We start from the raw sequence: 20359 nt of genomic DNA, 5'->3' as shown, positions 1-20359 counted from the left end.
AGTGATCTTTGTGGAGCAGGGCGTTTGCGAGGATGACGAGCTTTCGCATGATTGCGGTAATAGCGATCCTGGCGTCTTTTCCCTTTGCGACAAGGCGGTTTCCCGGCTTCGACGGTCGGATCATCTCGATGTATGCGCGTGGGATGAACATATGTGAGATCCAGAGCATCCGCTTGAAATCTATGGGATGGAAGCTTTGCCGGACCTGATCAGCGTCATCACCGACGCCGTTCTGGACGAAGTGACAGCGCCGCTGGAGGCGGTCTATCCGGTGGTGTTCTTCGATGCACTGCGGGTGAAGATCCGCGATGAAGGCATGGTGCACAACAAGGCGGTGCATATCGCCCTGGAGGTACGCGCCGACGGCACGAAGGAGGTCCTCGGCCTGCGGATCGAGCAGAAAGAGGGCGCCAAATTCTGGCTCCGTGTCATGAACGAGCTACGCCATCGTGGCGTCGAGGGTGTCCTACTGGCCGTGGTTGACAAACTCAAGGGCTTTCCCCGCGCCATCCGCACCGTTTTCCCCAAAACCCTAGCGCAGATCTGCATCGTTCATCTGCTGGGCCATTCGCTGGATTTCGTTGCCTGGAAAGACCGCAAATCCGTGATCACGGCTTTGAAGGATATCTACCGGGCGGTGGATGCCGAGACAGGAAAAACCGCTCTGGCTGCCTTTGCCGAAAGCCCCTGGGGCCGGAAATATGCAGCGATCGTCCAGTCCTGGGAGGGGGCATGGGGGGAGGTCATTCCTTTCTACGTCTTCCCTGCCGACGTCCGGAAACTGGTCTATACGGCCAATGCCATAGAAGCGCTGAACGCCAGGCTCAGGCGGGCCGTCCGGGCCAGAGAGCATTCCCCCCAATGACGACGCGGCGGTTAAGCTCCTCTTTCTGGCCTTGAGCTGTTGATTTTCACTGAGAACTGACCCGGGTTTTTCATCAGGAATTGACCCAGCCAGATGCTATTTCAGGCATAGTCGGGCGGGCGGTCAAGAAGAGGATCTGTCCTTTCTGTTTTTTGACGCGGCGGTGCTGGCGCGGAACCTGTAGCTGTCATTTCCTGTCTCGAGGATATGACAGTGATGGGTCAGCCGATCGAGGAGCGCCGTTGTCATCTTCGGGTCACCAAAGACGTCTCCCCATTCACTGAAGCTCAGATTGGTTGTGATGATGACACTGGTGCGCTCGTAGAGGCGGCTGAGCAGATGGAACAGCAGGGCGCCCCCAGACGCGCTGAAGGGGAGATAACCGAGTTCATCAAGGATCACGAGATCCAGGCGGAGCAGTCTGTCGGCAATCTGCCCGGCCCGGTTGGCGGTCTTTTCCTGTTCGAGCGCATTGACCAGGTCGACCGTTGACCAGAAGCGCGCCTTCTTCCTGTGATGGGTGATCGCCTGGATGGCCAGCGCGGTCGCTAGGTGGGTTTTCCCGGTTCCTGGGCCACCGATCAGCACGACATTTTCAGCACGCTCGATGAAGTCCCCTCCATGGAGTTGGCGGACCAGGGGCTCGTTGACCTGCGTATCGGCAAAGGAGAACCCGGACAGATCCTTGTAGGCAGGGAACCGGGCGGTCTTTGTCTGGTAGGCGATGAAGCGTATTGAGAACATGGGTCTTGGTCGCCACGCCGTCTTCAAGTACCAGTTCAACCGCGCAGAGGACAGCCTGCTCATCATGCTGCAGCACAAGGGCCAGGATTTCAGCCATTTCCCGGTCGCCTCCAGGCCGCCTGAGCAGCTGATCCTGCAGGGTCCGGAAGGCAGCTGGCAATTCGGTAAACGGCGCGCCATTGCGTAGGGCGCCCGGTTTGCGCTGGATGACCGCCAGATAATGCCGCCAGTCATACACCGTGCGGCCTGGCACACCATGCGAACGCGTGATGATCCGGTCATGCACGCACAGAACCTGCCCTTCGGCGACAATGCGCAGCCTGTCGGGATAAACCCGCAGGCTGACCGGACGATTGGCAAAGGAGGCCGGCACGCTGTAGCGGTTGCCTTCGAACTGGACCAGGCAGGTTGGCGAGACGCGCTTGGTCTGTTCGACAAACCCGTCAAAGGGACGCCCCGGCACCATGAGGTGAGGACGCTCGCTGGCATGGACCTCGGCGATGCTCCGGGCCAGTTCGATATGCTGCAGCCGTTCCCAGCAGTCCAGGCAGCGGGCTTCCAGCCAGGCATTCAGCGCCCCCAGATCAGGAAAGGCAGGCAGATCCTGCCAGATATGGCGTCGGGCATCCTGCACGGTCTTCTCGATCTGCCCTTTCTCCCATCCCGCTGCCGGATTGCAGAAGGTCGCCTCGAACAGATAATGGCTGGCCAGGGCCATGAAGCGCAGGTTGACCTGACGTGCCTTGCCAGAGCCAATCCGGTCCACGGCGGTCTTCATGTTGTCAAAAATACCCCGCCGTGGCACGCCACCGAGCACGCGGAAGGCCTCGGTAAGCGCATCAAAAAGCATCTCGTGGGTCTGCAGGGGATAGGCCCTGAGTATGAAGGCCCGGCTGAAGGACAGTTTGGTGTGGGCAACCTGCAGCCTGACGCGACGGCCGGCAATGACCGCCCAGTCCTCGCCCCAGTCGAACTGGAAGGCTTCTCCGGGCTGGAAGCTCAGGGGCACGAAAACACCCCGACCCGTTGTCTGGCGTGCCTGGTGCTGTTCGTGTTTCCATTGCCGGATGAAAGCAGCCACCCGTCCGTAAGATCCATCATAACCCAGTGCCACCAGGTCTTCATGCAGTCGTCGCGCCGTGCGCCGGTTCTTGCGGGGGCGGGCGGCTTCCAGGACCAGCCATCCCCTCAGCCTGTCAGCAAACGGGTCCAGTCGGCTGGGACGTTCGGGGACCTGGAACCGCGGTTCAATACTCTGTGCCCGGAGATATTTCCGGATCGTATTGCGTGACAGTCCCGTCCGGCGTTCGATCTCGCGGATCGGAAGATGATCCCGGCAGTGCCACCGACGGATCACACTCAGAAGCTCCATGTCAATCACTCCTCAAACCCCCAGCAGATGCTGCCGGGGAGTGTGAAGGCATGGGTCAAATCTCGATGAAAATTTCCGCCCTACCCGGGTCAGTTCTCAGTGAAAATCAACAGCCAGTGCTCTATTTGCTAATGGGGCGTTCGGCAATCATCATGATAAGGCGCTTATCGAAGTTCGGATATGAACGCAAGGTTATATGATATTGGGCAAAGACTGTTATAAACCCATATGGCTGATACTTTATCTCCTGCGGCCCGTAGCGCACGCATGGCGTGTATACAAGGGCGAGATACGAAACCAGAAATGCTGGTCCGCCGTATGCTTTATGCGATGGGTTATCGATACCGTCTTCATGCCAAGGATCTTCCCGGGAAGCCGGATATAGTATTTCGAAAACGCCGTAAGGCTATCTTCATTCATGGTTGCTTCTGGCATCGTCACCCCGATCCTACATGCCGTTACGCAAGGTTACCAAAAAGTCGATTGGATTTTTGGTTGCCTAAACTTGAAAGGAATCGACAACGTGATCTTGAGCACATGGAAAAGCTTAGCGCGGAGGGATGGCAAACCCTGATTATATGGGAATGCCAGCTCAGCGATGAAACCCATATAAAAAATTTGCTCCACAGATTTCTTGAAAAAGATGATGTAGTCATCTGAGTTGAGGATATATGTACGGAAAAAAACATTCGATTTCTGGAGTATTTGATGACTGAAGTTTATAATCCGTTAGATAAGCGCAATCTTGGTAAGTCAGTAGCTGATGCGTTATTAAACCAACCTACGCATAGACTTGATCATATCCGTGAGTTCGAAGGTGCTGGTATCTATGTTATCTATTATCAAGGAGATCTTCCCATTTACCAACCCATGGCTGACGCAAATGTCACTGAAGCAAAGTGGCCTATTTATATCGGCAAGGCAATTCCCTCCGGAGGACGCAAGGGCGCCAGTTTGACTGTCAGTGCTCGGGGTAAGGCGTTATATAAGAGGATTATTGAACATCGCGAAAGTATACGCGATGTTGAAAAAGACTCTGGAACTTTAAAGGTCTCGGATTTTTTAGTTCGCTATCTATCGGTCGATGATATTTGGATTCCCTTAGGGGAAAGCCTGTTGATCGAACATTTTCTACCCGTATGGAACCGGATCCTAGACGGTTTCGGTAACCATGATCCTGGTCGCGGACGTTATCAAGGTTTAAGGCCCTTATGGGATCATTTTCATCCAGGACGGGGATGGGCGCAACGCTGCAGAGAGCGTTCCGAAACGAAAGAGGATATTGAAAATGCTCTTTCTAAATACCTGTCGGAACATTGTCCAAGGGGGATGTAAAATTTATGGATATCTGATAATTATTATTGAATAAAAATTTCTCTTAAGGCATCCTATCCATATTTGAGATAAATTTTATTTTTTCTGGGGCCTGTTGGGAATTAACGTAAATTGATGATTGCAGCGGAGATGAAACATCGTTGCAAATGATCTGTCTATCTTGTCGCTTCGCATTGCGATACGCTTGAACTTCTTGAATTTGCAGAAGAAGTTCTCGACGAGATGGCGCGTCTTGAACAGGACTCCATCGAACGGGCATCTGTCGATACGGTTCCTGCGCTGGGGAATGACCACGCAGGCACCTTGCGCGCGTATGGCGTCTACGATCCAGTGGACGTCGAATGCCTTGTAGGCAAAAAGCGCCCCAAGATCTGCCGGTTCAAGAAGGGGCGCCACCCCGATCGCCTGACTTCGGGTTCTCCTTTTGCGCTCTGGTCATGGCGGTGAACCCGTACCACCGTGGCGTCGATCATCGCATATTCCATGTCGAGGTCATCAGAGACGGCTTCGAAAATCTTCTGGAAAACCCCGGTTTTCGTCCAGTCGCTGTAGCGTGAGTAAACCGAGTTCCAGTGCTCGAAATACATCGGCAGATCCCGCAACGGACTTCCTGTCCGGGCTATCCACAATATAGCATCGATGAAAAGACGGTTGTCCTGCCCGCTGCGCCCGCGATCTGTTTTCTTGTTTCTTGCCAAGGCACAGCGGTTCTATTTTTACCCATTGGGCGTCTGTCGGTACGAAGCGATCCATATGGATTCTGAATCACATTCAGATGCTTGAAAAAGGCATAATTCCCAACAGATCCTGGAAAATCTCCAAGAAATTTTCATCCTTGGGAGCCATGATTCATAGGCCTATTTTTTCAAGCCGCGTGTTGAAGTTTATCTGCTTGCATCAAAAAATGTCTTATCCAGAGCCCTGCTGCTTCTCCTAATTGAGTAGGGACGGCATTACCTAATTGCCTCATGCTTTCCGTCCAAGATCTTGGAAAGACATAGTTATCAGGTAAACCGACCAACCGTGCCGCTTCTCGTGTGGTAAAATATCGGACGCTACCATCGTCTCTTACAGCCATGTTTTCCCCACCGGGTACACCATGATCCCCTGCCTTGAGGGCTTTGGCGGGTAAATCCATGGGACTTCCAGTGTGTCCGGGATACACGCGGGCACCCGATTGCATGACGTGATTATTTACCCCGTCTGGTTCTCCCAGTCCCATCAAAGCATCCCGTACGGTAACCCAAGGACGTCCCTCCGGCTCATTCTTACGGGCTTTCAATTTTGCGATACGAGATGCGTTAGGCCCGGTTTTCGGGGGCTGTTTGCAAGGCATACCGTGACGATCCCAATAAGTTCCTGTTACATATTGATCCCAAAGTAGGCGATCTCGGGAATGCGTGGGCTTCATCGTATCGGGGATAATGTTCAGATCAGACGCAATGCCAAAGATTAGAACACGATGACGGATTTGAGGAGCACCGTAATCCGCTGCGTTCACGACCTGAATATGAACACGATAATCTCCCTCGCGCCCTATATGCGACAGTCGTTCTAGATGGCCGGCATAAGTTTCATTGCCACGACGCACTACGTCCGGATGGCGAAGATGTAAAGCAATCCATTCAAGATAGGATTGAAATCTAGGGCCAGCAAGATTCCTGACATTCTCAAACAAGAAAGCGTCCGGGCGAGCCTCTCGAACTGCTCTTATTGCTTCCGGCCACATGTCACGATCGTCTTCGTGGCCGCGTTTTTTTCCACCAATTCCAAATGGCTGACATGGAGGGCCACCGGAAACGACACGAATTTTGCCAGCATGGGATGTCCAAGACACATCCCTTACATCTGTCACGCCGGTAACGGGCCACTGAGCAATGTGCTTAATGCGGCGCTTTTTGTTGTGAAGGAGGGTCGTGACAGCGTCGTTGTTCCATTCCGCGAGTACCACATGCTCAAAGCCAGCCCTCGACATGCCGAGTGCCAATCCTCCGCAACCGCAAAAAAGCTCAGCGCTCAGCATTAAGGTTCCCCAGACCCAAAGGTAGTAGCGGGCCGCCATTTTCTTGTTCAATCAGGCGTTCGCAGGCTCTGCGCACAAGCCATGCAGTTGTCATGCCATATTTACGCGCCAGACGCGTCATCTCAGCATGCTGCTGTTTTGTTAGGGTGGCAGTCACCCGATGAGCGTCCTTGCCATCCTTACCCATCATTCACTCCGAATCAATCCGCGGCTATCCGCTGCATATTTTGCATTTTCAGAGAAAGTAAGGCAACCGCAGAATCACTCTCTTAATAATAGAACATATAACGAACGAAAGTTCAAAAAAACGAACTCCGATCTATCACATTTTGTTGCCTCATTCGTGAAACGTCGTGGTTTTTTTTAGAGTTGGATTTGACAGGCAGTCCGGTTGAGGCGGCCTGCCTCCTAGCAGCCTGTCGGGTTGGGGTACCCTGTGAAGGGGGGCGGTTGTAAGGTTATGAGATGAGCAGCTTTATCCCGTTTGACCGGTCTCAGCCGTATCTTCTGCCGCCTGATTTGAAGTCGTGGCTTCCGGCTGACGATATGGCGCATTTCATTGTTGCCGCTGTTGAGCGGGTTCCGATGACCGCGTTCTGCGTGCCGGTGCGCACGGGTGGCAAGGCGCAGTATCATCCGCGGCTGATGCTGGCTCTTCTGATTTTCAGTTACGCGAACGGGATTTTTTCCTCACGGCGGATCGAGCGGGCGACATATCGTGACATCGGGGTGCGCTTCGTGGCGGCGAACCTGCATCCGGATCACGACACGATTGCCGCCTTTCGCCGAACGAACCGGACGGCCATTGAAGCTGCATTTGCGCAGGTCCTGCTTCTGGCGCGCGAGACGGGCCTGCTGCGTCTGGGTGTGGTGTCGATCGACGGCACGAAGATTGATGCCGACGCCTCGAAATACCGCTCCCTGCGCTACGACCGGATCAGGGCCCTGCGTGAACAGTTGGGGGTGGATATCGCGAAACTGATGGAACAGGCGGAGCACGCGGACGCCACAGACAGTGATCCGCAGGCATTGCCGGAAGAACTTGCCCGCCGGGAAACGCTGAAAGCGAAGCTGGATGAAGCCTGCGCCCGGCTGGAAGCTGACGCGAAGGCTCAGGCCGAGGCGGCGCGACCGGCATACGAGAAAAAGAAAGCCGTCTATGACGCAAAAACAGGGCGTCGCGGCCGGGCGCCGAAACCGCCCGATGATGAACCACCACCCGAGAGACAGATCAGCCTGACTGATCCGGACAGCCGCCTCATGCGGCGTTCGGACGCCCATGAGTTCCGGCAGGCTTACAATGCTCAGGCTGTGGTCTGCGCTGAAGGCAGCCAGCTGATCGTGACAACCGGCGTTGTCGCCACGTCAGCGGACGCGCCGTCCTTTACCAGCACGGTGCTGTCGATGGAAAACACGATCGGTCTCCCAAAGACAGTGCTCGCCGACACCGGTTACGCCAACGGGCAGGCAGTCCGGGACCTGCGGAAAAAAGGCATCGATCCGCTGGTCGCCATCGGACGGCTTCGCGCCCGCAGGCCATATGATTTCCGGCCACCTCCTGAAAACAAGGAGCCACGCCGGATAACCGAACCCTGGCGGCTAGCCATGAAGGACAGGCTGGAAACCACAGAAGCCGGAGATGTTTACAGACTACGAAAACAGACCGTTGAACCGGTCTTTGGAATTATCAAAAGCATCATGGGGTTCAGAAGATTCAGTCTGCGCAGCCTTGCAAAAGTTACGACCGAATGGACACTCGTCGCTCTCGCATACAACTGCAAAAGAATGGCTCGGCTTCACGCAGCATAAGCCGGGTCTGCCTCGGCGTTATCAGCCGCAAAATGCCCAACCCGACAGGCTGCTAGAGGGTGTTATGTACTTTCGTGCCTGCGTGGTGCAATAATAAGGGATGATGCCTGCACGCAAACCGTATCCCTCTGATGTATCGGACGAAGAATGGTCTCTGGTTGTCCCGTATCTGGTCCTGATGCGCGAGGATGCGCAACAACGACATCACGCATTGCGCGAACTGTTCAATGGATTGCGTTACGTGATCCGCTACGGGATAGCCTGGCGGGCCATGCCGAACGACCTTCCGCCGTGGTCAGCGGTCTACCAGCAATCCCGTCGTTGGATGGAGGCAGGCTGTTTTGATGCGTTGGTGTCTGATCTGCGTGCCGTGCTGCGTATCGCTTCTGGCCGCAGGGCGGAGCCAACGGCAGCCATTCTCGACAGCCGGACATTACGTTCGACGCCGGAAAGCGGTTCCCGCGCCGGATATGATGGAGCCAGGCGCAAAAAGGGATCAAAGCTGCACATGGCCATGGACACGCTTGGGCACCTACTAGCCCTGCATGTCACACCACCCAGTCGGGATGATCGCGCCGAGGTCGGACGTCTTGCCGCCGCCATTCAGGATGCAACGGACAAGAGCGTTGAACTGGCCTATGTCGATCAGGGATATACCGGCGAGAAAACTACCGGGACAGTACGGGCCCAAGGGATCTCCCTTGAGTTTGTCAGGTTGCTCGAAGCCAAACGTGGCTTTGTCCTGCTGCCGCGCCGATGGGTTGTCGAGCGATCTTTCGCATGGGCAACACGCTGTCGTAGGCTCGTCAAAGATTACGAGCGTTATGCCTCACCCCTCGCAAGTCTCCATGTCATCGCATTCGCATGTTTCATGCTTAGAAATGCAGCTATGCTCGCCCAATGTGCATAACACCCTCTAGCCGCTTATTTGTGTCTCCCTTGGTCGAGCAGCAAATCGGCTGCGTCGACTGCGTGAATTCCATGTGGGCAAAGATGCTGCGGCGGGCGATTGATGCTGGGAGAAATGGGTCTGATCTCCCCCGTATTGAAATCTGCCCGATTATCTTCAAAGGAACCTACGACGAGTACAATTGGAACGTCTTTCAGGAATGTTGGGAGGATCTGCGCTCCCAACTGCATGGAGAAGCGGTTCCGCCGCGCCAGCGGGTGAGCGAGGACGAGGAAGGGCGTGCGATCCTTGATTAAGTCGCGGCGACCAGGTCAAACTTCTCACCCCGGAAAATCTGACGCGCATTTGGCGAGGCACGGAATGCTATCTTTGCTGCATAGACGATAGTGCCCTTCTCGCTGGTTATGGGGCTATTCGGCATTTTTTTCGGAAATTGTGGTCTTGGCCTGTGTGTTCCCTTTTTGAGACGCCTTTTGCAGTCAATCCGCGTCTCAAGCGAACATACACGGCGGCAAAGCAGTTGCTGTCGACCTTCTGGAGGGTGCTCTGGCAAAAGCTAATGCCGTTTTTCAATACACGTCTCAACCACGACGCATCAAGATATAGAGCTATGCTAAGCGAGCTTAAAACCGGCTATTCCGTTTCCCGCTCAACTGCTTATCCGCATCAAGGATACAGACAGGCAGGCTGCGCCTCTTCGCAGACCTTGCCGGCTAAATCTTCGATTCCAGAAAGCGGACATGAACGCACGAAGTACGAACGTTGGTCTATGCCGATCCCGGCGCGGTGCAGTGCTCGGCGGGCGTAAGACTAAATTCGACCTGGGCGAACAAAGCGCCGCGCACCCGACCTCAAGAGGCCCGTTACCGGATCAACCCTCTGCCCAAGCTGGTCTCGCCATTCGACCGCATTTAGCATTGGCGACACCTCTACCTCCAGCCCATTGAGGAACCGACGTTCTCCGATGACGAGGCCGATTTGTTCGGGCGGACCACGGGTGTAAAGCGCCGCCAATTGGGGCGCGCCTCCAGACAGGGGATCGTCGCCCGAGATGATAGCATCTTGGAATGCGGAAAGGATTGCCCGACTGCGGTTGCCGATATCGGAGACCAACCATTTGGTCCGATGCACTCTTGCTGCATCCTGACCTGTGCCGAAAGACTCAATAAGCCCGGTAGTCGCGGGAATGGCGATAGGCGACGACGTGCACTGCCGTTCGGTGACATTGTAATCAATTCTCCATGCACGAAACTCCGTATTCGGCCAATCAGCCGAGCGCGTCAGGTGGTGGATGGTGAAGTCGAGGGATGGTGTCGCAACAGTCGTCGCTACGCAGCGCCGAACCGCGCCGAGCACCGCTTGGTGCTGTTCGTCCGCCGTCGCAAGTGGATCGATCAAGATGCCCGCCTCGATCGCCGCCGACACCTGGCCTAGGATAAGACTCGGAAGGACGACATCGCCACAAAATCCGAAGAGATGTGGCGCGGTTGTTACCGCGAATACCTTGCGACCGCTGTCCCAGCGACGGTCGGCGGTGTTCCAAGTGATCCTACTGTCAGACGCGAGATAGACAGCGCGGGGCTTGTCGGGGGATTCTCCGGTGTCGCTGAAAGACACCCAGGAAAGGAGTGTGGTCAAACTGTGCCTCTCAAGACGATGTCATATAGTGACGTACAACAAAGTATCTAATGATCTGTTGCACAATATCATACGGCACCGCGCGTAAGATCACGGACCATTCGGCAGTAGATTTTAAGCTCCTCGACGTTCGTTTCCTCGTTCACGCTTCCAGATACCGGGGCATGATGGAAATTCCTGGTATAAAAATTGATTTCTTCTAGTGTTTCTAAAGCTGCCTTATAAACATAATCTGCCGGAGCACTCTTCATGATTCGGATGATGCCGTCCAGCGTTTCGCTCTGAGTAAAGCTCTGCGGGTCTGCCTGTCTATAGAAATACTCCAATACCTTGCGGAGCAACGCGCGGATTTCGGACGGATCGCCAACAGTGTCGTCGAGAAAGTCGAGCATTTTTGTACGCTCGGTTTCGTGCCGCGGCAGGGTCGAAGTCCCTATATCGAAGCGCGTCAGCGTTGAGATGCCCGGTGCGCCGGTCTGAACGGCAACACATGTAATAAGAGCGTGATCGATGCGTTCCCATAGGAGCCTAAGAAAGGCCTTGTCGTGGGAGAGGACAATGACCTGTTTGGATTTAGAAACCAATTTCTTGATTTCGTTTGCCGTGAATGTTCGGCGGAATTCATCAAGGCTTGTAAACGGGTCGTCCAAAACGACAATCGTTTCCGCAAGACGTGAGTCCGATGCTAGTGATGCCAAGAAAAACGCGAGAGCCAAAACCGATTTGTCACCCGTTGACAGAGTGTTCCGGAAACTTGGTTGAGCAATATTGTCGTCACCGCTTCGTGGAGGAACACGTACATTCTTTATCAAAATGTGATATTCTGCAGCCGGTTCTTTGCTCCGGAAATTTGGCTTCTGGTAGTCGATTTCAAACCCAGCTCCCAGTCTATGTAGATAGGTGTTAATATTTCCACCTAAGGTCGTCGCTACAGTATTAGAATATGTAGTTAACTCGGCTCGACGTCTGGCACGCTCGTTTGTGTAACGGGTCTTATTCTCATCCGCCTTCTGTCTGCTAAGAACGGCCGTTTGAATTGTCGCGTCGGCCCGGAGGCGCCGCGCGTTCAAGAGTGCAAGCTGGGCTTTCAGGTTGCCAAGATTACCCGCCGCGTATTTTGCACGCAAAGCATTGAGCGTTGTACGATGGGCCTCAATTTCTTCGTTTAGCGTGAGAATACCTTTCCTTCGCTCGCTCCAGATCGCAAGTGTATTTTGCAAATCTGGATGAGCTACTGGCTCAGCTAGATCTTCTTGTTTCAATTCAAAAAAACGGTTGAGGGCGCGTGCGCACTCCTCCAGCTCTCCTATCAACTCTTTGACTGTATCGCTGTTGTCTTCTGGCGCCAGTACCCCTGTGAGGGTACACCAAGCCTGCCAACGGCTCGCGTTCTCTGCCAGCTTACCCAGCACCTGTTTTTTAAAATCTCCATTAATATAACGCTGAAGCGTAGCGCGCCGCTTGCGAACCTCAGCTGAGAGGAGTTTGTATTGATTGCTAAAGAATACAGTATAGATATCTATAAGCGTACGATCTGCCAAAAACTGGCCGCAAAAGGCGCATTTATCCGAGTTCTGATATTGTAGCCCAGCTTCAAGCCATGCCTCTTGGGGCAAGACAAGTTCATCACCCTTTGCAAGCTGCCTGCTATGCTTTGCAATGTGATCATGAAGCGCCTGATGAGCGCCAGTGGCCATGTCGTCAATTCCACGATCAAGGACATTCTGAAAGATAGCGGCCTCAGTCGGCACGTCCAAGGCGTCAGGAAGCGTTAGTCGGGCGATCTCTGCCGATTTCTCAACGATCCCGATTTCGGTTGTCTTCTCGTCGATTAAGCGAATGATTGCATCGTCGGTTTCGAGAGCAACAAAGGCTGGGAGCTTCAACTGAACGTTGTGCGTTCGCAAAGCCGCATTTATGATCGCCTCGGCATCTCGGAAAGCTTTATCGAATTCATTGACCTGATCGGTCAATTGGTCGATAGCTCGAACCAGCAAAACTCCGGTCGATCCAATCACGATACCATATTGTCGCTTGAGATGATCCAAGGACACGGCATCGCCGGAATAGACGTTATCGTTAATGAAACATTGGTCATACACCGCTATCATCGGCCTGTGACCTGTCCATACTCCTAAAGAATATTCTGCTGGCAGCCTTTCGAAAAGAAGACGGACCTTCTGAGTGCCGGCGCTTGCAAGCGTCTCCCGGCCTTCTACGATCGCGGCAGACCCGGTCGCGGCGGACCGCAGGAGATCCGCCAGTGTAGACTTTCCCCAGCCGTTTTCGCCGAAAACAAGCAGGGCCTTCGTGAACGTAATCCGCGACGCCTCAAGGCGTTCAAACCGACCGACCTTTTGAACTTCCAATATCTTGCTGAGCATCGCGTAATCCGGCACATGGTTCGGCCGGTTGCGCGTTCATCGTTTCAGTGATGGACCCGAAGCGGCAGTCTACTATGGCATTAACCCGAGTTCGTTCGCAAATCGAGCGGAAACAGAGGCACGTTCCTTTACCCTTCGGACTGCCCGCGTCATCAGGTTTTCTGGACAACGAAGCAGTCCGGGCTTTTGAATGAACCCCGCCGGTATTGGCGGAGACGTCCGCTTTCACTGTTTTTGCCTCGAAGAAGACAGACCGCTGCCCCTCCCACGGCAGACAGACGGCACAGTGATGCAGGGGCAGACAAGCGGCAGTCGCCTCCAAGTAGACTATGACGTATTTCTATCCCGGAAGCGGATCGGACGAGAGCACAGGCAGTTTTAGCCAATTTGGATCCACAGGGTAAATCTTCCAGTCGCTTTTTGCTGGTGTGCGAACTTCCACCTGCTCCGGATGGGAACCACGCACCCATCGCGCAGTGGCCTCCAACTGAGGCCCAAGTTCTCCCTGCTTGATCGTAGTGGTCCCACACCATTTGCCGTTCGCGTCGGTAACAACGGCTGTGCGTATCTCTCCATTCAGCCATTGCGCGACGAGCAACTTGGCATATTCTGCGATAACATCTGCTTCAGCGTCCCAAAGCTCGTATGGGGCTGGGTCGTGTGTCACCCAGTATCCGAAACTGACTGTCAATTCTTCGTCAGCAGTGTAAAGCACGACAGGTTCTATCTCGCGGCCATCTACGCGCTTGATCGTGAGCAAAAGATAGCCAGGCTCCCAGCGCGTCCATTCACCGTCGCGGGCAATATCCCAAGTGTGAAGGGCCGCGTAGACGGCTTCCGACCACTCATCAATGGGCCCTGCGACATCGCTCGTCCAGATTCTACAGCATCGGTCATAGGTCATTACTGCCACAAGGACGGCAGCTTGCCACCTGTTGCGGCTCCAGAGCGGTCATTCTGCTTTTCCCGCAAAGGCGACATTTAATAACTGCCTACCGGGGGAGCATGTACCATCTTTAGGGCGTTGTCGGGCAGAGGACGTTGCAGTTGTAGCGCATCGTCCAAGGGCGCATTCATCCACAGGTCCAGTTCTTCCGGCCGGGTCAGGATGACCGGCATGGCTTTCGGATGAATGGCGCCAACTTCCCGGTTGGCCGTGGTGGTCAGGAAGCCGAACAGGTCATCCGTCGTCTCGCCATCCGCCAGTTTTCGTACTGACGTCCACTGGCACCAGATTCCCGCAAAGAAAGCCAGCGGCTCCCCATCGCTGCGGGCAAACCAGACGGGCCTGCTGGTACCATCCGGCAGGCGCTCCGGTTCGGAAAAGGCCGTGAGCGGCACCAGGCAGCGATGCGCGATACCTTCCCAGCGCTTCCACCAGGTCGAGGTGGGATTGCGGATATTGGTCACACCCCGATCGACCCTGTGGCCTTTCAGGTAGCCCGGCGGCGTGGGCATGCCCCAGCGCGCCATGACCAGTTCACGCCCGTCCTGCGCGTTCCGCACGATGGGCGCCAGAGTGTTGGGCCAGATCTCGGGCAGGGGTTGGAGATTGCCGGTGCGGTCGGTCATGACCCGGGCCGCCTCCCGGATCGCCTGCTGGCTGCTGGTCATCGCATAGAGGTTGCACATCACGCCATCCTTTCGCGAGTCCAATAATGGGTATCCTGCCGGACGGTATCCACCCTGCAGGACGGGGACGGCTGGACTGTTCCTGATAAACCCCTGCAATCCAGACAGTTTTCATCAAGCCTGGCCGTGTGGCGGGCTTGTGCCCGCGTCCGGATCACAGCCGCTTTTCCAGAATGGGTTGACATTCGTCACCGTGACAGAACAAATAACGAACATAATCACTGATTCCGTGCCAGAAACATCCGAATGGACTGTCCGACCCCATGCCCGCACCCAAACCCCGTCCCGCGCTGGAGGCGCTGAGAGCACAGGTCAGCCGCCTCGAAGGCCAGGGCCGGCGGAGGCGGGGCGTGCTGCCCTTCGGCATGCCCGAGATCGACGGTCGCCTGCCGGATGGCGGCTTGGCGCTGGGCGCGCTGCATGAGGTGGCAGGCGGCGGTCATGATGCCCTCAATGCGGCGGCATCCGGGCTGTTTTCTGCCGGAATCGCAGCGCGGACACGGGGCAAGGTGCTGTGGATCGCCACCCGTCAGGACCTGTATGCCCCGGCACTGCAGCAGGTCGGGCTGTCGGCACGACGGACCATTTATGTCGCGGCCAGTTCGGACGTCGATGTCCTGGCCTGTTTCGAGGAGGCATTGCGCCATCAGGGGCTGGGTGCAGTCGTGGCCGAGGTGGCCCGCCTGTCCATGACCGCCTCACGCCGCCTGCAGCTGGCGGCCGAGACATCCGGCGCGCTGGGCATTGCCATACGACGCTGGCGGCGGCAGACGGATGCGGCCGATTTCGGCCAACCCACGGCGTCGGTCACCCGGTGGCGGGTCTCGGTCCTGCCATCCGTGTCGTTGCCGGTCCCCGGCGTCGGCCGGTCCCGCTGGCTGCTGGAACTCATCCGTGTCCGCGCGGGCGAATGCGCCGATTTTGAAGTGGAGGCCTGTGATGCCAAAGGGAGACTGGCACCGTGTCGTCTCGCTCTACCTGCCGCTCTGGCCGACAGAGCGGCTCAGGAAGCGGCTGGGAACCGACGCGCCCGCGCCTGACCGCCCGCTGGTGCTGGCCGGGCGGGAAGGGACGCGACGGGTCATCCTGTCGGTCGATCTCGCCGCCCGCAGGCTGGGCCTGCGTCCCGGCACGCCTGTCGCGAAAGCGCAGGCGCTCCATCCCGATCTGGTCATCATGGATGCCGACCCGGACGGTGACCGGGCTGGGCTGGAGCGGCTGGCGCTATGGTTCCAGCACCGCATCGCCCCCATCGTGGCCCCCGATCCGCCAGACGGCATCGTGCTGGATACGACGGGTGCAGATCACCTGCATGGGGGCGAGGCCATCATGCTGGAGAACATGATCACACGCCTGAAGGAGTCCGGGATCACGGCCCGGGCCGCGATTGCCGATACATGGGGTGCGGCCCATGCGCTGGCGCGCTATGACCGGGGACGCATCACCATCGTGCCGCCGGGTGAGATGGCAGCAGTGATTGCCGACCTGCCGATCGAAGCCCTGCGCCTGCCGGTGGATATCATCGATGGCCTCCATGGGCTGGGCGTGTCACGCATCGGCCCGCTGGCCGGCATGCCGCGCGCGCCGCTGGCCCTGCGCTTCGGCCCGGATGTCGCCCGCAGGCTGGACCAGGCTTTTGGACGACAGGCGGAAGCCATTGTCCCGGTCCGGCTGCAGGCGCCGGTGCAGGTCAGCCGGAACTTTGCCGAACCGATCAGCGCGGCCGAGACCATAGCCCGCTACATCACCAAACTCGTGCCGCCCCTGTGCGCCGGGCTGGAGGAACGCGAGCAGGGCGTGCGCCGCCTCGACCTGCTGCTGCACCGGGTGGACAGCCGCACCGAGGCCGTCCGCGTGGCCACGGCCATGCCGGTACGGGATGTCAGACGCCTGACCCGTCTGCTCTGTGACAGGATCGAGACCATCGATCCGGGCTTCGGGATCGAGCGCATGGTGCTGACCGCGTCGCTGGCCGAGCCGATCCTGCACCGCCAGGGTGTATCCGCCCTGATCGAGGAAGAAGAGGCCGACGTCTCCGACCTGATCGATACCCTGGCCAATCGTGTCGGCACGCAGGCCCTGTATCGCTTCGCCCCGGTGGAAAGCGATGTGCCGGAACGGGCTGTCTGCCGCGTGCCCGCCCTTGCACCCGAGGAAGCACGGGAGTGGCCGGATCACTGGCCGCGCCCCACGCGCCTGCTGCCTCGTCCCGAGCCGATCCAGACCATGGCGGTGCTGCCCGACCATCCGCCGGTCTTTTTCATCTGGCGTGGCATCCGCCGCCGGATCAGATGCGCCGATGGCCCTGAGCGCATGTTTGGCGAATGGTGGAAAGGGGATGCCGAACTGACCACCGTGCGGGACTATTTCCGGGTGGAAGATACCAGCGGCGAGACATTCTGGGTTTACCGGACCGGGGATGGCGAACATGGCGAGACCGGTTCGCAGGGCTGGTTCCTGCACGGTCTCTTTGAATGAGCGTGCCATACGCCGAACTGCAGGTGACGAGTTATTTCTCCTTCCTGCGCGGCGCGTCCTCACCGATTGAACTGTTCGAGCAGGCGAAGGCCCTTGGCATTGAAGCGCTGGGCATCTGCGACCGCAATTCCCTGGCAGGCATGGTGCAGGCCCATGTGGCCGCGAAAGAGACGGGCATCCGCCTGGTCGTGGGCTGCCGTCTCGACCTCGCTGATTTTGCGCCTGTGCTGGTCTACCCGACGGACCGGGCCGCCTATGGTCGCCTGTGCCGACTGCTGAGCCTTGGCAAGGCCCGGGCCGGGAAGGGGAAGTGTCATCTGCTCTGGGAGGATCTGGTCACATGGGGTGAAGGCCTTCTTGTCATCCTGCTCCCGGATACGGCGGATGATGCCTGCGCCCTGCATCTGCGCAAGCTGAAGGACACCTTTGCCGACCGGGCCTATATGACACTGACCCTGCGGCGCCGGCCCAATGACCAGATGCGGCTGTATGAACTGGCGAACCTCGCCTATCAGGCACGGGTGCCAGCGATCGTGACCAATGACGTGCTGTTCCACACCCACGACCGGCGCATCCTGCAGGATGTGGTAACCTGCATCCGCAACCATACCACCATCGACGAGGCCGGGTTTGCCCGTGAGCGCCATGCGGACCGCTACCTCAAGCCGCCCGCAGAAATGGCCCGACTGTTCAGTCGCTATCCCGAAGCGATCGACCGGACCCGTGAGATCGTGGCCCGTTGCCGGTTCAGCCTTGATGACCTGGCCTACCAGTATCCTGATGAAGTCTCCGTCCCGGGCCAGTCGCCGCAGCAGGCGCTCGAAGCCCTGACCTGGGAAGGGGCGGCAGCGGCCTATCCCGAAGGGATTCCGCCCGAGGTCAGGAAAACCCTCAGCCATGAACTCGCCCTGATCGGGCGCATGGACTATGCACCGTATTTCCTGACCGTCCACAGCATCGTCCGTTACGCCCGATCGCAGGGCATCCTGTGCCAGGGGCGGGGATCGGCAGCCAATTCCGCTGTCTGCTACGTGCTGGGCATTACCGCCATCGATCCGGCACGGACGTCGCTGCTCTTCGAACGGTTCGTCTCCGAAGAGCGCCGCGAGCCGCCCGATATCGACGTGGATTTCGAGCATGCGCGCCGGGAGCAGGTGATCCAGTGGATTTACGGCCATTATGGTCGCAACCATGCGGCCCTCACCGCGGTGGTCACGCGCTACCGTGCCAAGGGGGCGCTGCGCGATGTCGGCAAGGTCATGGGCCTGCCCGAAGACCTGATCCGCACCCTGTCCGGCCAGATCTGGGGCTGGGGGCGCAAGCTGGATGAGGACGCGCTGGATGAAACGGGGATCGACCTGTCCGACCGGCGCATCCGGCTGACGCTGGATCTGGCCCGCTGCCTGATCGGCGTGCCGCGTCACCTGTCGCAGCATCCCGGCGGGTTTGTCCTGACCCATGATCGACTGGATGAGTTGGTGCCGATCGAACCGGCGGCCATGGACGCTCGCCAGATCATCGAATGGGACAAGGACGATATCGACGTCCTGAAATTCATGAAGGTCGATGTGCTGGCGCTGGGCATGCTGACCTGCATGAAGAAGGGGCTGGACCTTCTGGGCGAACACAAGGGACAGCATTACACGCTGCAGACCATCCCGGCCGAGGACCCGCGCACCTACGCCATGATCCGGAAGGCCGATACGATCGGGGTGTTCCAGATCGAGAGCCGGGCGCAGATGTCCATGCTGCCGCGTCTCAGGCCCCGGGTGTTCTATGATCTGGTGATCGAGGTCGCCATCGTCCGGCCCGGTCCCATCCAGGGCGACATGGTGCATCCCTATCTGCGCCGGCGGGCCGGACAGGAAAAGGAAATCTACCCGACGCCGGAACTCGAAAAGGTGCTCAGGAAGACCTTGGGCATTCCGCTGTTCCAGGAACAGGTGATGCAGGTGGCCATGGTGTGTGCCGGGTTTTCGGCATCCGAGGCCGACCAGCTGCGCCGCGCCATGGCCACCTTCAAGAACGCCGGCACGGTCTCGCGCTTCCGCACGCGCCTGATCGAGGGGATGACGGCGCGGGGTTATCCCGAGACCTTTGCCGAACGCATCTTCCAGCAACTGGAGGGGTTTGGCAGTTACGGCTTTCCCGAAAGCCATGCGGCCAGCTTCGCCATTCTGGCCTATTCGTCATCGTGGATGAAATGCACCCATCCGGATGTGTTTCTGGCAGCACTCCTGAACAGCCAGCCCATGGGCTTCTACGCTCCGGCCCAGCTTGTGCGCGACGCCCGCGAGCATGGGGTCAAGATCCGGCCGGTCTGCGTCAACGCCTCGCGCTGGGACAGCACGCTCGAAGGCCCGGAGCGGGATGACGGGCTGTTTGCCGTCCGTCTGGGCATGAACCTGGTAAAAGGGCTGGCCAATGAGGAGGCCGCCCGGATCGTAGCCGCGCGGGGCGACCGGCCCTTTGCCTCGGTCGACGATCTGTGGCGCAGGGCAGGGGTGAAGGGGACGGCCCTGACCCATCTGGCCGAGGCGGACGCCTTCCGGCCAGGGCTGGGCCTGGCCCGGCGTGAGGCGCTGTGGGCGATCAAGGCATTACGTGACGAACCCCTGCCGCTGTTTGCCGCAGCCGCCGTCGTGCGTGAAGCAGAAGAACCCGACGTGCTGCTCCAGCCCATGCGCGACGGGGCCGAGGTCGCACGCGATTACAACCGCACGGGCCTGACCCTGCGGGATCATCCTCTGGCCTTCCTGCGTGCCGATCTTATCGAGCGCGGGATGGTGACGTGCCGGCAGGCCCTGGAGGCCCGGGACAGGAGCAGCCTGTCGGTGGCTGGGCTGGTGCTGGTTCGTCAGCGGCCCGGTTCAGCCGAGGGCGTGGTGTTCATGACGTTGGAGGACGAAACGGCGGCGATCAACGTGATCATCTGGCCCGATATGTTCGAGCGTTTCCGCCGGATGGTCCTGTCAGGCCAGATGCTGGGGGTTGTCGGACGGTTGCAGAAGGAAGGGGAGGTGGTGCATCTCGTGACGCGTGAGATTGTGGATCTCTCCTTCCTGCTGGCCGATGTGGGAAATCGGTCGTTGCACGATTTCTCCGACCCTGAGCAGGGTCGCTTGCGAGAAAATATCGTGGTTAAGGCACGAAATTTCCATTGAACGCT

General features: G+C 57.8%; 16 protein-coding genes and 2 pseudogenes. 9 read left to right on the top strand and 9 right to left on the bottom strand.

What is annotated here, in order from left to right:
- Positions 1-92: 92 nt before the first annotated feature.
- A pseudogene (locus NJLHNGOC_RS09850) lies at positions 93-902 on the top strand (IS256 family transposase); the annotation flags it as partial.
- 86 nt (positions 903-988) lie between these two features.
- Here the strand turns inward: NJLHNGOC_RS09850 and istB are convergent.
- Both istB and istA read right to left on the bottom strand, forming a co-directional pair.
- The gene (gene istB / locus NJLHNGOC_RS09845; protein ID WP_239021458.1) at positions 989-1546 is read right to left on the bottom strand and encodes an IS21-like element helper ATPase IstB; all 558 of its coding nucleotides are present in this window, start codon (positions 1544-1546) and stop codon (positions 989-991) included.
- Positions 1461-2981, bottom strand: coding sequence for an IS21 family transposase (istA, locus tag NJLHNGOC_RS09840; RefSeq protein ID WP_239021456.1), 1521 nt, complete (start codon positions 2979-2981; stop codon positions 1461-1463). The genes istB and istA overlap by 86 nt, the downstream gene beginning before the upstream one ends.
- 228 nt (positions 2982-3209) lie before the next feature.
- Between istA and NJLHNGOC_RS09835 the strand changes: the two genes are divergently transcribed.
- Both NJLHNGOC_RS09835 and NJLHNGOC_RS09830 read left to right on the top strand, forming a co-directional pair.
- Positions 3210-3641 carry a very short patch repair endonuclease gene (locus tag NJLHNGOC_RS09835; protein WP_010512073.1) on the top strand — a complete coding sequence of 144 codons (432 nt, stop codon included), beginning with the start codon at positions 3210-3212 and terminating at the stop codon, positions 3639-3641.
- Between the two features lie 48 nt (positions 3642-3689).
- Positions 3690-4316: an Eco29kI family restriction endonuclease gene (locus tag NJLHNGOC_RS09830; RefSeq protein ID WP_165837910.1), complete on the top strand. Its 627-nt coding sequence runs from the start codon at positions 3690-3692 to the stop codon at positions 4314-4316.
- A gap of 75 nt (positions 4317-4391) precedes the next feature.
- Here NJLHNGOC_RS09830 and NJLHNGOC_RS09825 read toward each other — a convergent pair.
- The 3 genes and pseudogenes from NJLHNGOC_RS09825 to NJLHNGOC_RS09815 form a co-directional block, all read right to left on the bottom strand.
- Positions 4392-5069 (bottom strand): annotated as a pseudogene (locus NJLHNGOC_RS09825) (transposase).
- A gap of 112 nt (positions 5070-5181) precedes the next feature.
- Positions 5182-6339, bottom strand: coding sequence for a DNA cytosine methyltransferase (locus tag NJLHNGOC_RS09820; protein WP_113596207.1), 1158 nt, complete (start codon positions 6337-6339; stop codon positions 5182-5184).
- Positions 6326-6529 (bottom strand): CopG family transcriptional regulator, encoded by a 204-nt coding sequence (locus NJLHNGOC_RS09815; protein WP_113596206.1) that lies wholly within the window; start codon positions 6527-6529, stop codon positions 6326-6328. The genes NJLHNGOC_RS09820 and NJLHNGOC_RS09815 overlap by 14 nt, the downstream gene beginning before the upstream one ends.
- Before the next feature lie 275 nt (positions 6530-6804).
- On the opposite strand from NJLHNGOC_RS09815, the gene NJLHNGOC_RS09810 reads away from it, so the two are divergent.
- The 3 genes from NJLHNGOC_RS09810 to NJLHNGOC_RS09800 all read left to right on the top strand — a co-directional run bounded on the left by NJLHNGOC_RS09810 (position 6805) and on the right by NJLHNGOC_RS09800 (position 9354).
- Positions 6805-8148, top strand: a complete 1344-nt coding sequence (locus NJLHNGOC_RS09810; protein WP_113596205.1) for an IS1182 family transposase — start codon at positions 6805-6807, stop codon at positions 8146-8148.
- A gap of 103 nt (positions 8149-8251) precedes the next feature.
- Positions 8252-9058, top strand: coding sequence for an IS5 family transposase (locus tag NJLHNGOC_RS09805; RefSeq protein WP_113596220.1), 807 nt, complete (start codon positions 8252-8254; stop codon positions 9056-9058).
- 29 nt (positions 9059-9087) lie between these two features.
- Entirely contained in the window at positions 9088-9354 is a 267-nt protein-coding gene (locus NJLHNGOC_RS09800; protein WP_133258723.1) for a hypothetical protein, read from the top strand.
- A gap of 514 nt (positions 9355-9868) precedes the next feature.
- Here the strand turns inward: NJLHNGOC_RS09800 and NJLHNGOC_RS09795 are convergent.
- From NJLHNGOC_RS09795 to NJLHNGOC_RS09780, 4 genes are all read right to left on the bottom strand, one after another.
- Positions 9869-10696: a hypothetical protein gene (locus NJLHNGOC_RS09795; protein WP_113596203.1), complete on the bottom strand. Its 828-nt coding sequence runs from the start codon at positions 10694-10696 to the stop codon at positions 9869-9871.
- A 68-nt stretch (positions 10697-10764) separates the two neighbouring features.
- The gene (locus NJLHNGOC_RS09790) at positions 10765-13080 is read right to left on the bottom strand and encodes an AAA family ATPase (RefSeq protein ID WP_113596202.1); all 2316 of its coding nucleotides are present in this window, start codon (positions 13078-13080) and stop codon (positions 10765-10767) included.
- A gap of 340 nt (positions 13081-13420) precedes the next feature.
- Positions 13421-13984: a hypothetical protein gene (locus NJLHNGOC_RS09785; protein WP_113596201.1), complete on the bottom strand. Its 564-nt coding sequence runs from the start codon at positions 13982-13984 to the stop codon at positions 13421-13423.
- Positions 13985-14061: 77 nt separating this feature from the next.
- Positions 14062-14712 carry an SOS response-associated peptidase gene (locus NJLHNGOC_RS09780; RefSeq protein WP_113596200.1) on the bottom strand — a complete coding sequence of 217 codons (651 nt, stop codon included), beginning with the start codon at positions 14710-14712 and terminating at the stop codon, positions 14062-14064.
- A 263-nt stretch (positions 14713-14975) separates the two neighbouring features.
- On the opposite strand from NJLHNGOC_RS09780, the gene NJLHNGOC_RS09775 reads away from it, so the two are divergent.
- From NJLHNGOC_RS09775 to NJLHNGOC_RS09765, 3 genes are read left to right on the top strand one after another with little or no spacing between them, the layout of a single operon-like run.
- Entirely contained in the window at positions 14976-15752 is a 777-nt protein-coding gene (locus tag NJLHNGOC_RS09775; protein ID WP_113596199.1) for an ImuA family protein, read from the top strand.
- The gene (locus NJLHNGOC_RS09770) at positions 15652-17190 is read left to right on the top strand and encodes a Y-family DNA polymerase (protein ID WP_275399420.1); all 1539 of its coding nucleotides are present in this window, start codon (positions 15652-15654) and stop codon (positions 17188-17190) included. Before NJLHNGOC_RS09775 ends, NJLHNGOC_RS09770 begins: the two co-directional genes overlap by 101 nt.
- Complete coding sequence (locus tag NJLHNGOC_RS09765; protein ID WP_113596198.1) at positions 17187-20354, top strand: error-prone DNA polymerase; 3168 nt, start codon at positions 17187-17189, stop codon at positions 20352-20354. The genes NJLHNGOC_RS09770 and NJLHNGOC_RS09765 overlap by 4 nt, the downstream gene beginning before the upstream one ends.
- The last annotated feature ends 5 nt before the right edge of the window (positions 20355-20359 follow it).

The organism is Novacetimonas cocois, from assembly GCF_003311635.1.
GTDB lineage: Bacteria > Pseudomonadota > Alphaproteobacteria > Acetobacterales > Acetobacteraceae > Novacetimonas > Novacetimonas cocois.
The sequence above is the reverse complement of the archived record's forward strand: the minus strand, read 5'-3'. Positions and strand labels throughout refer to the sequence as shown.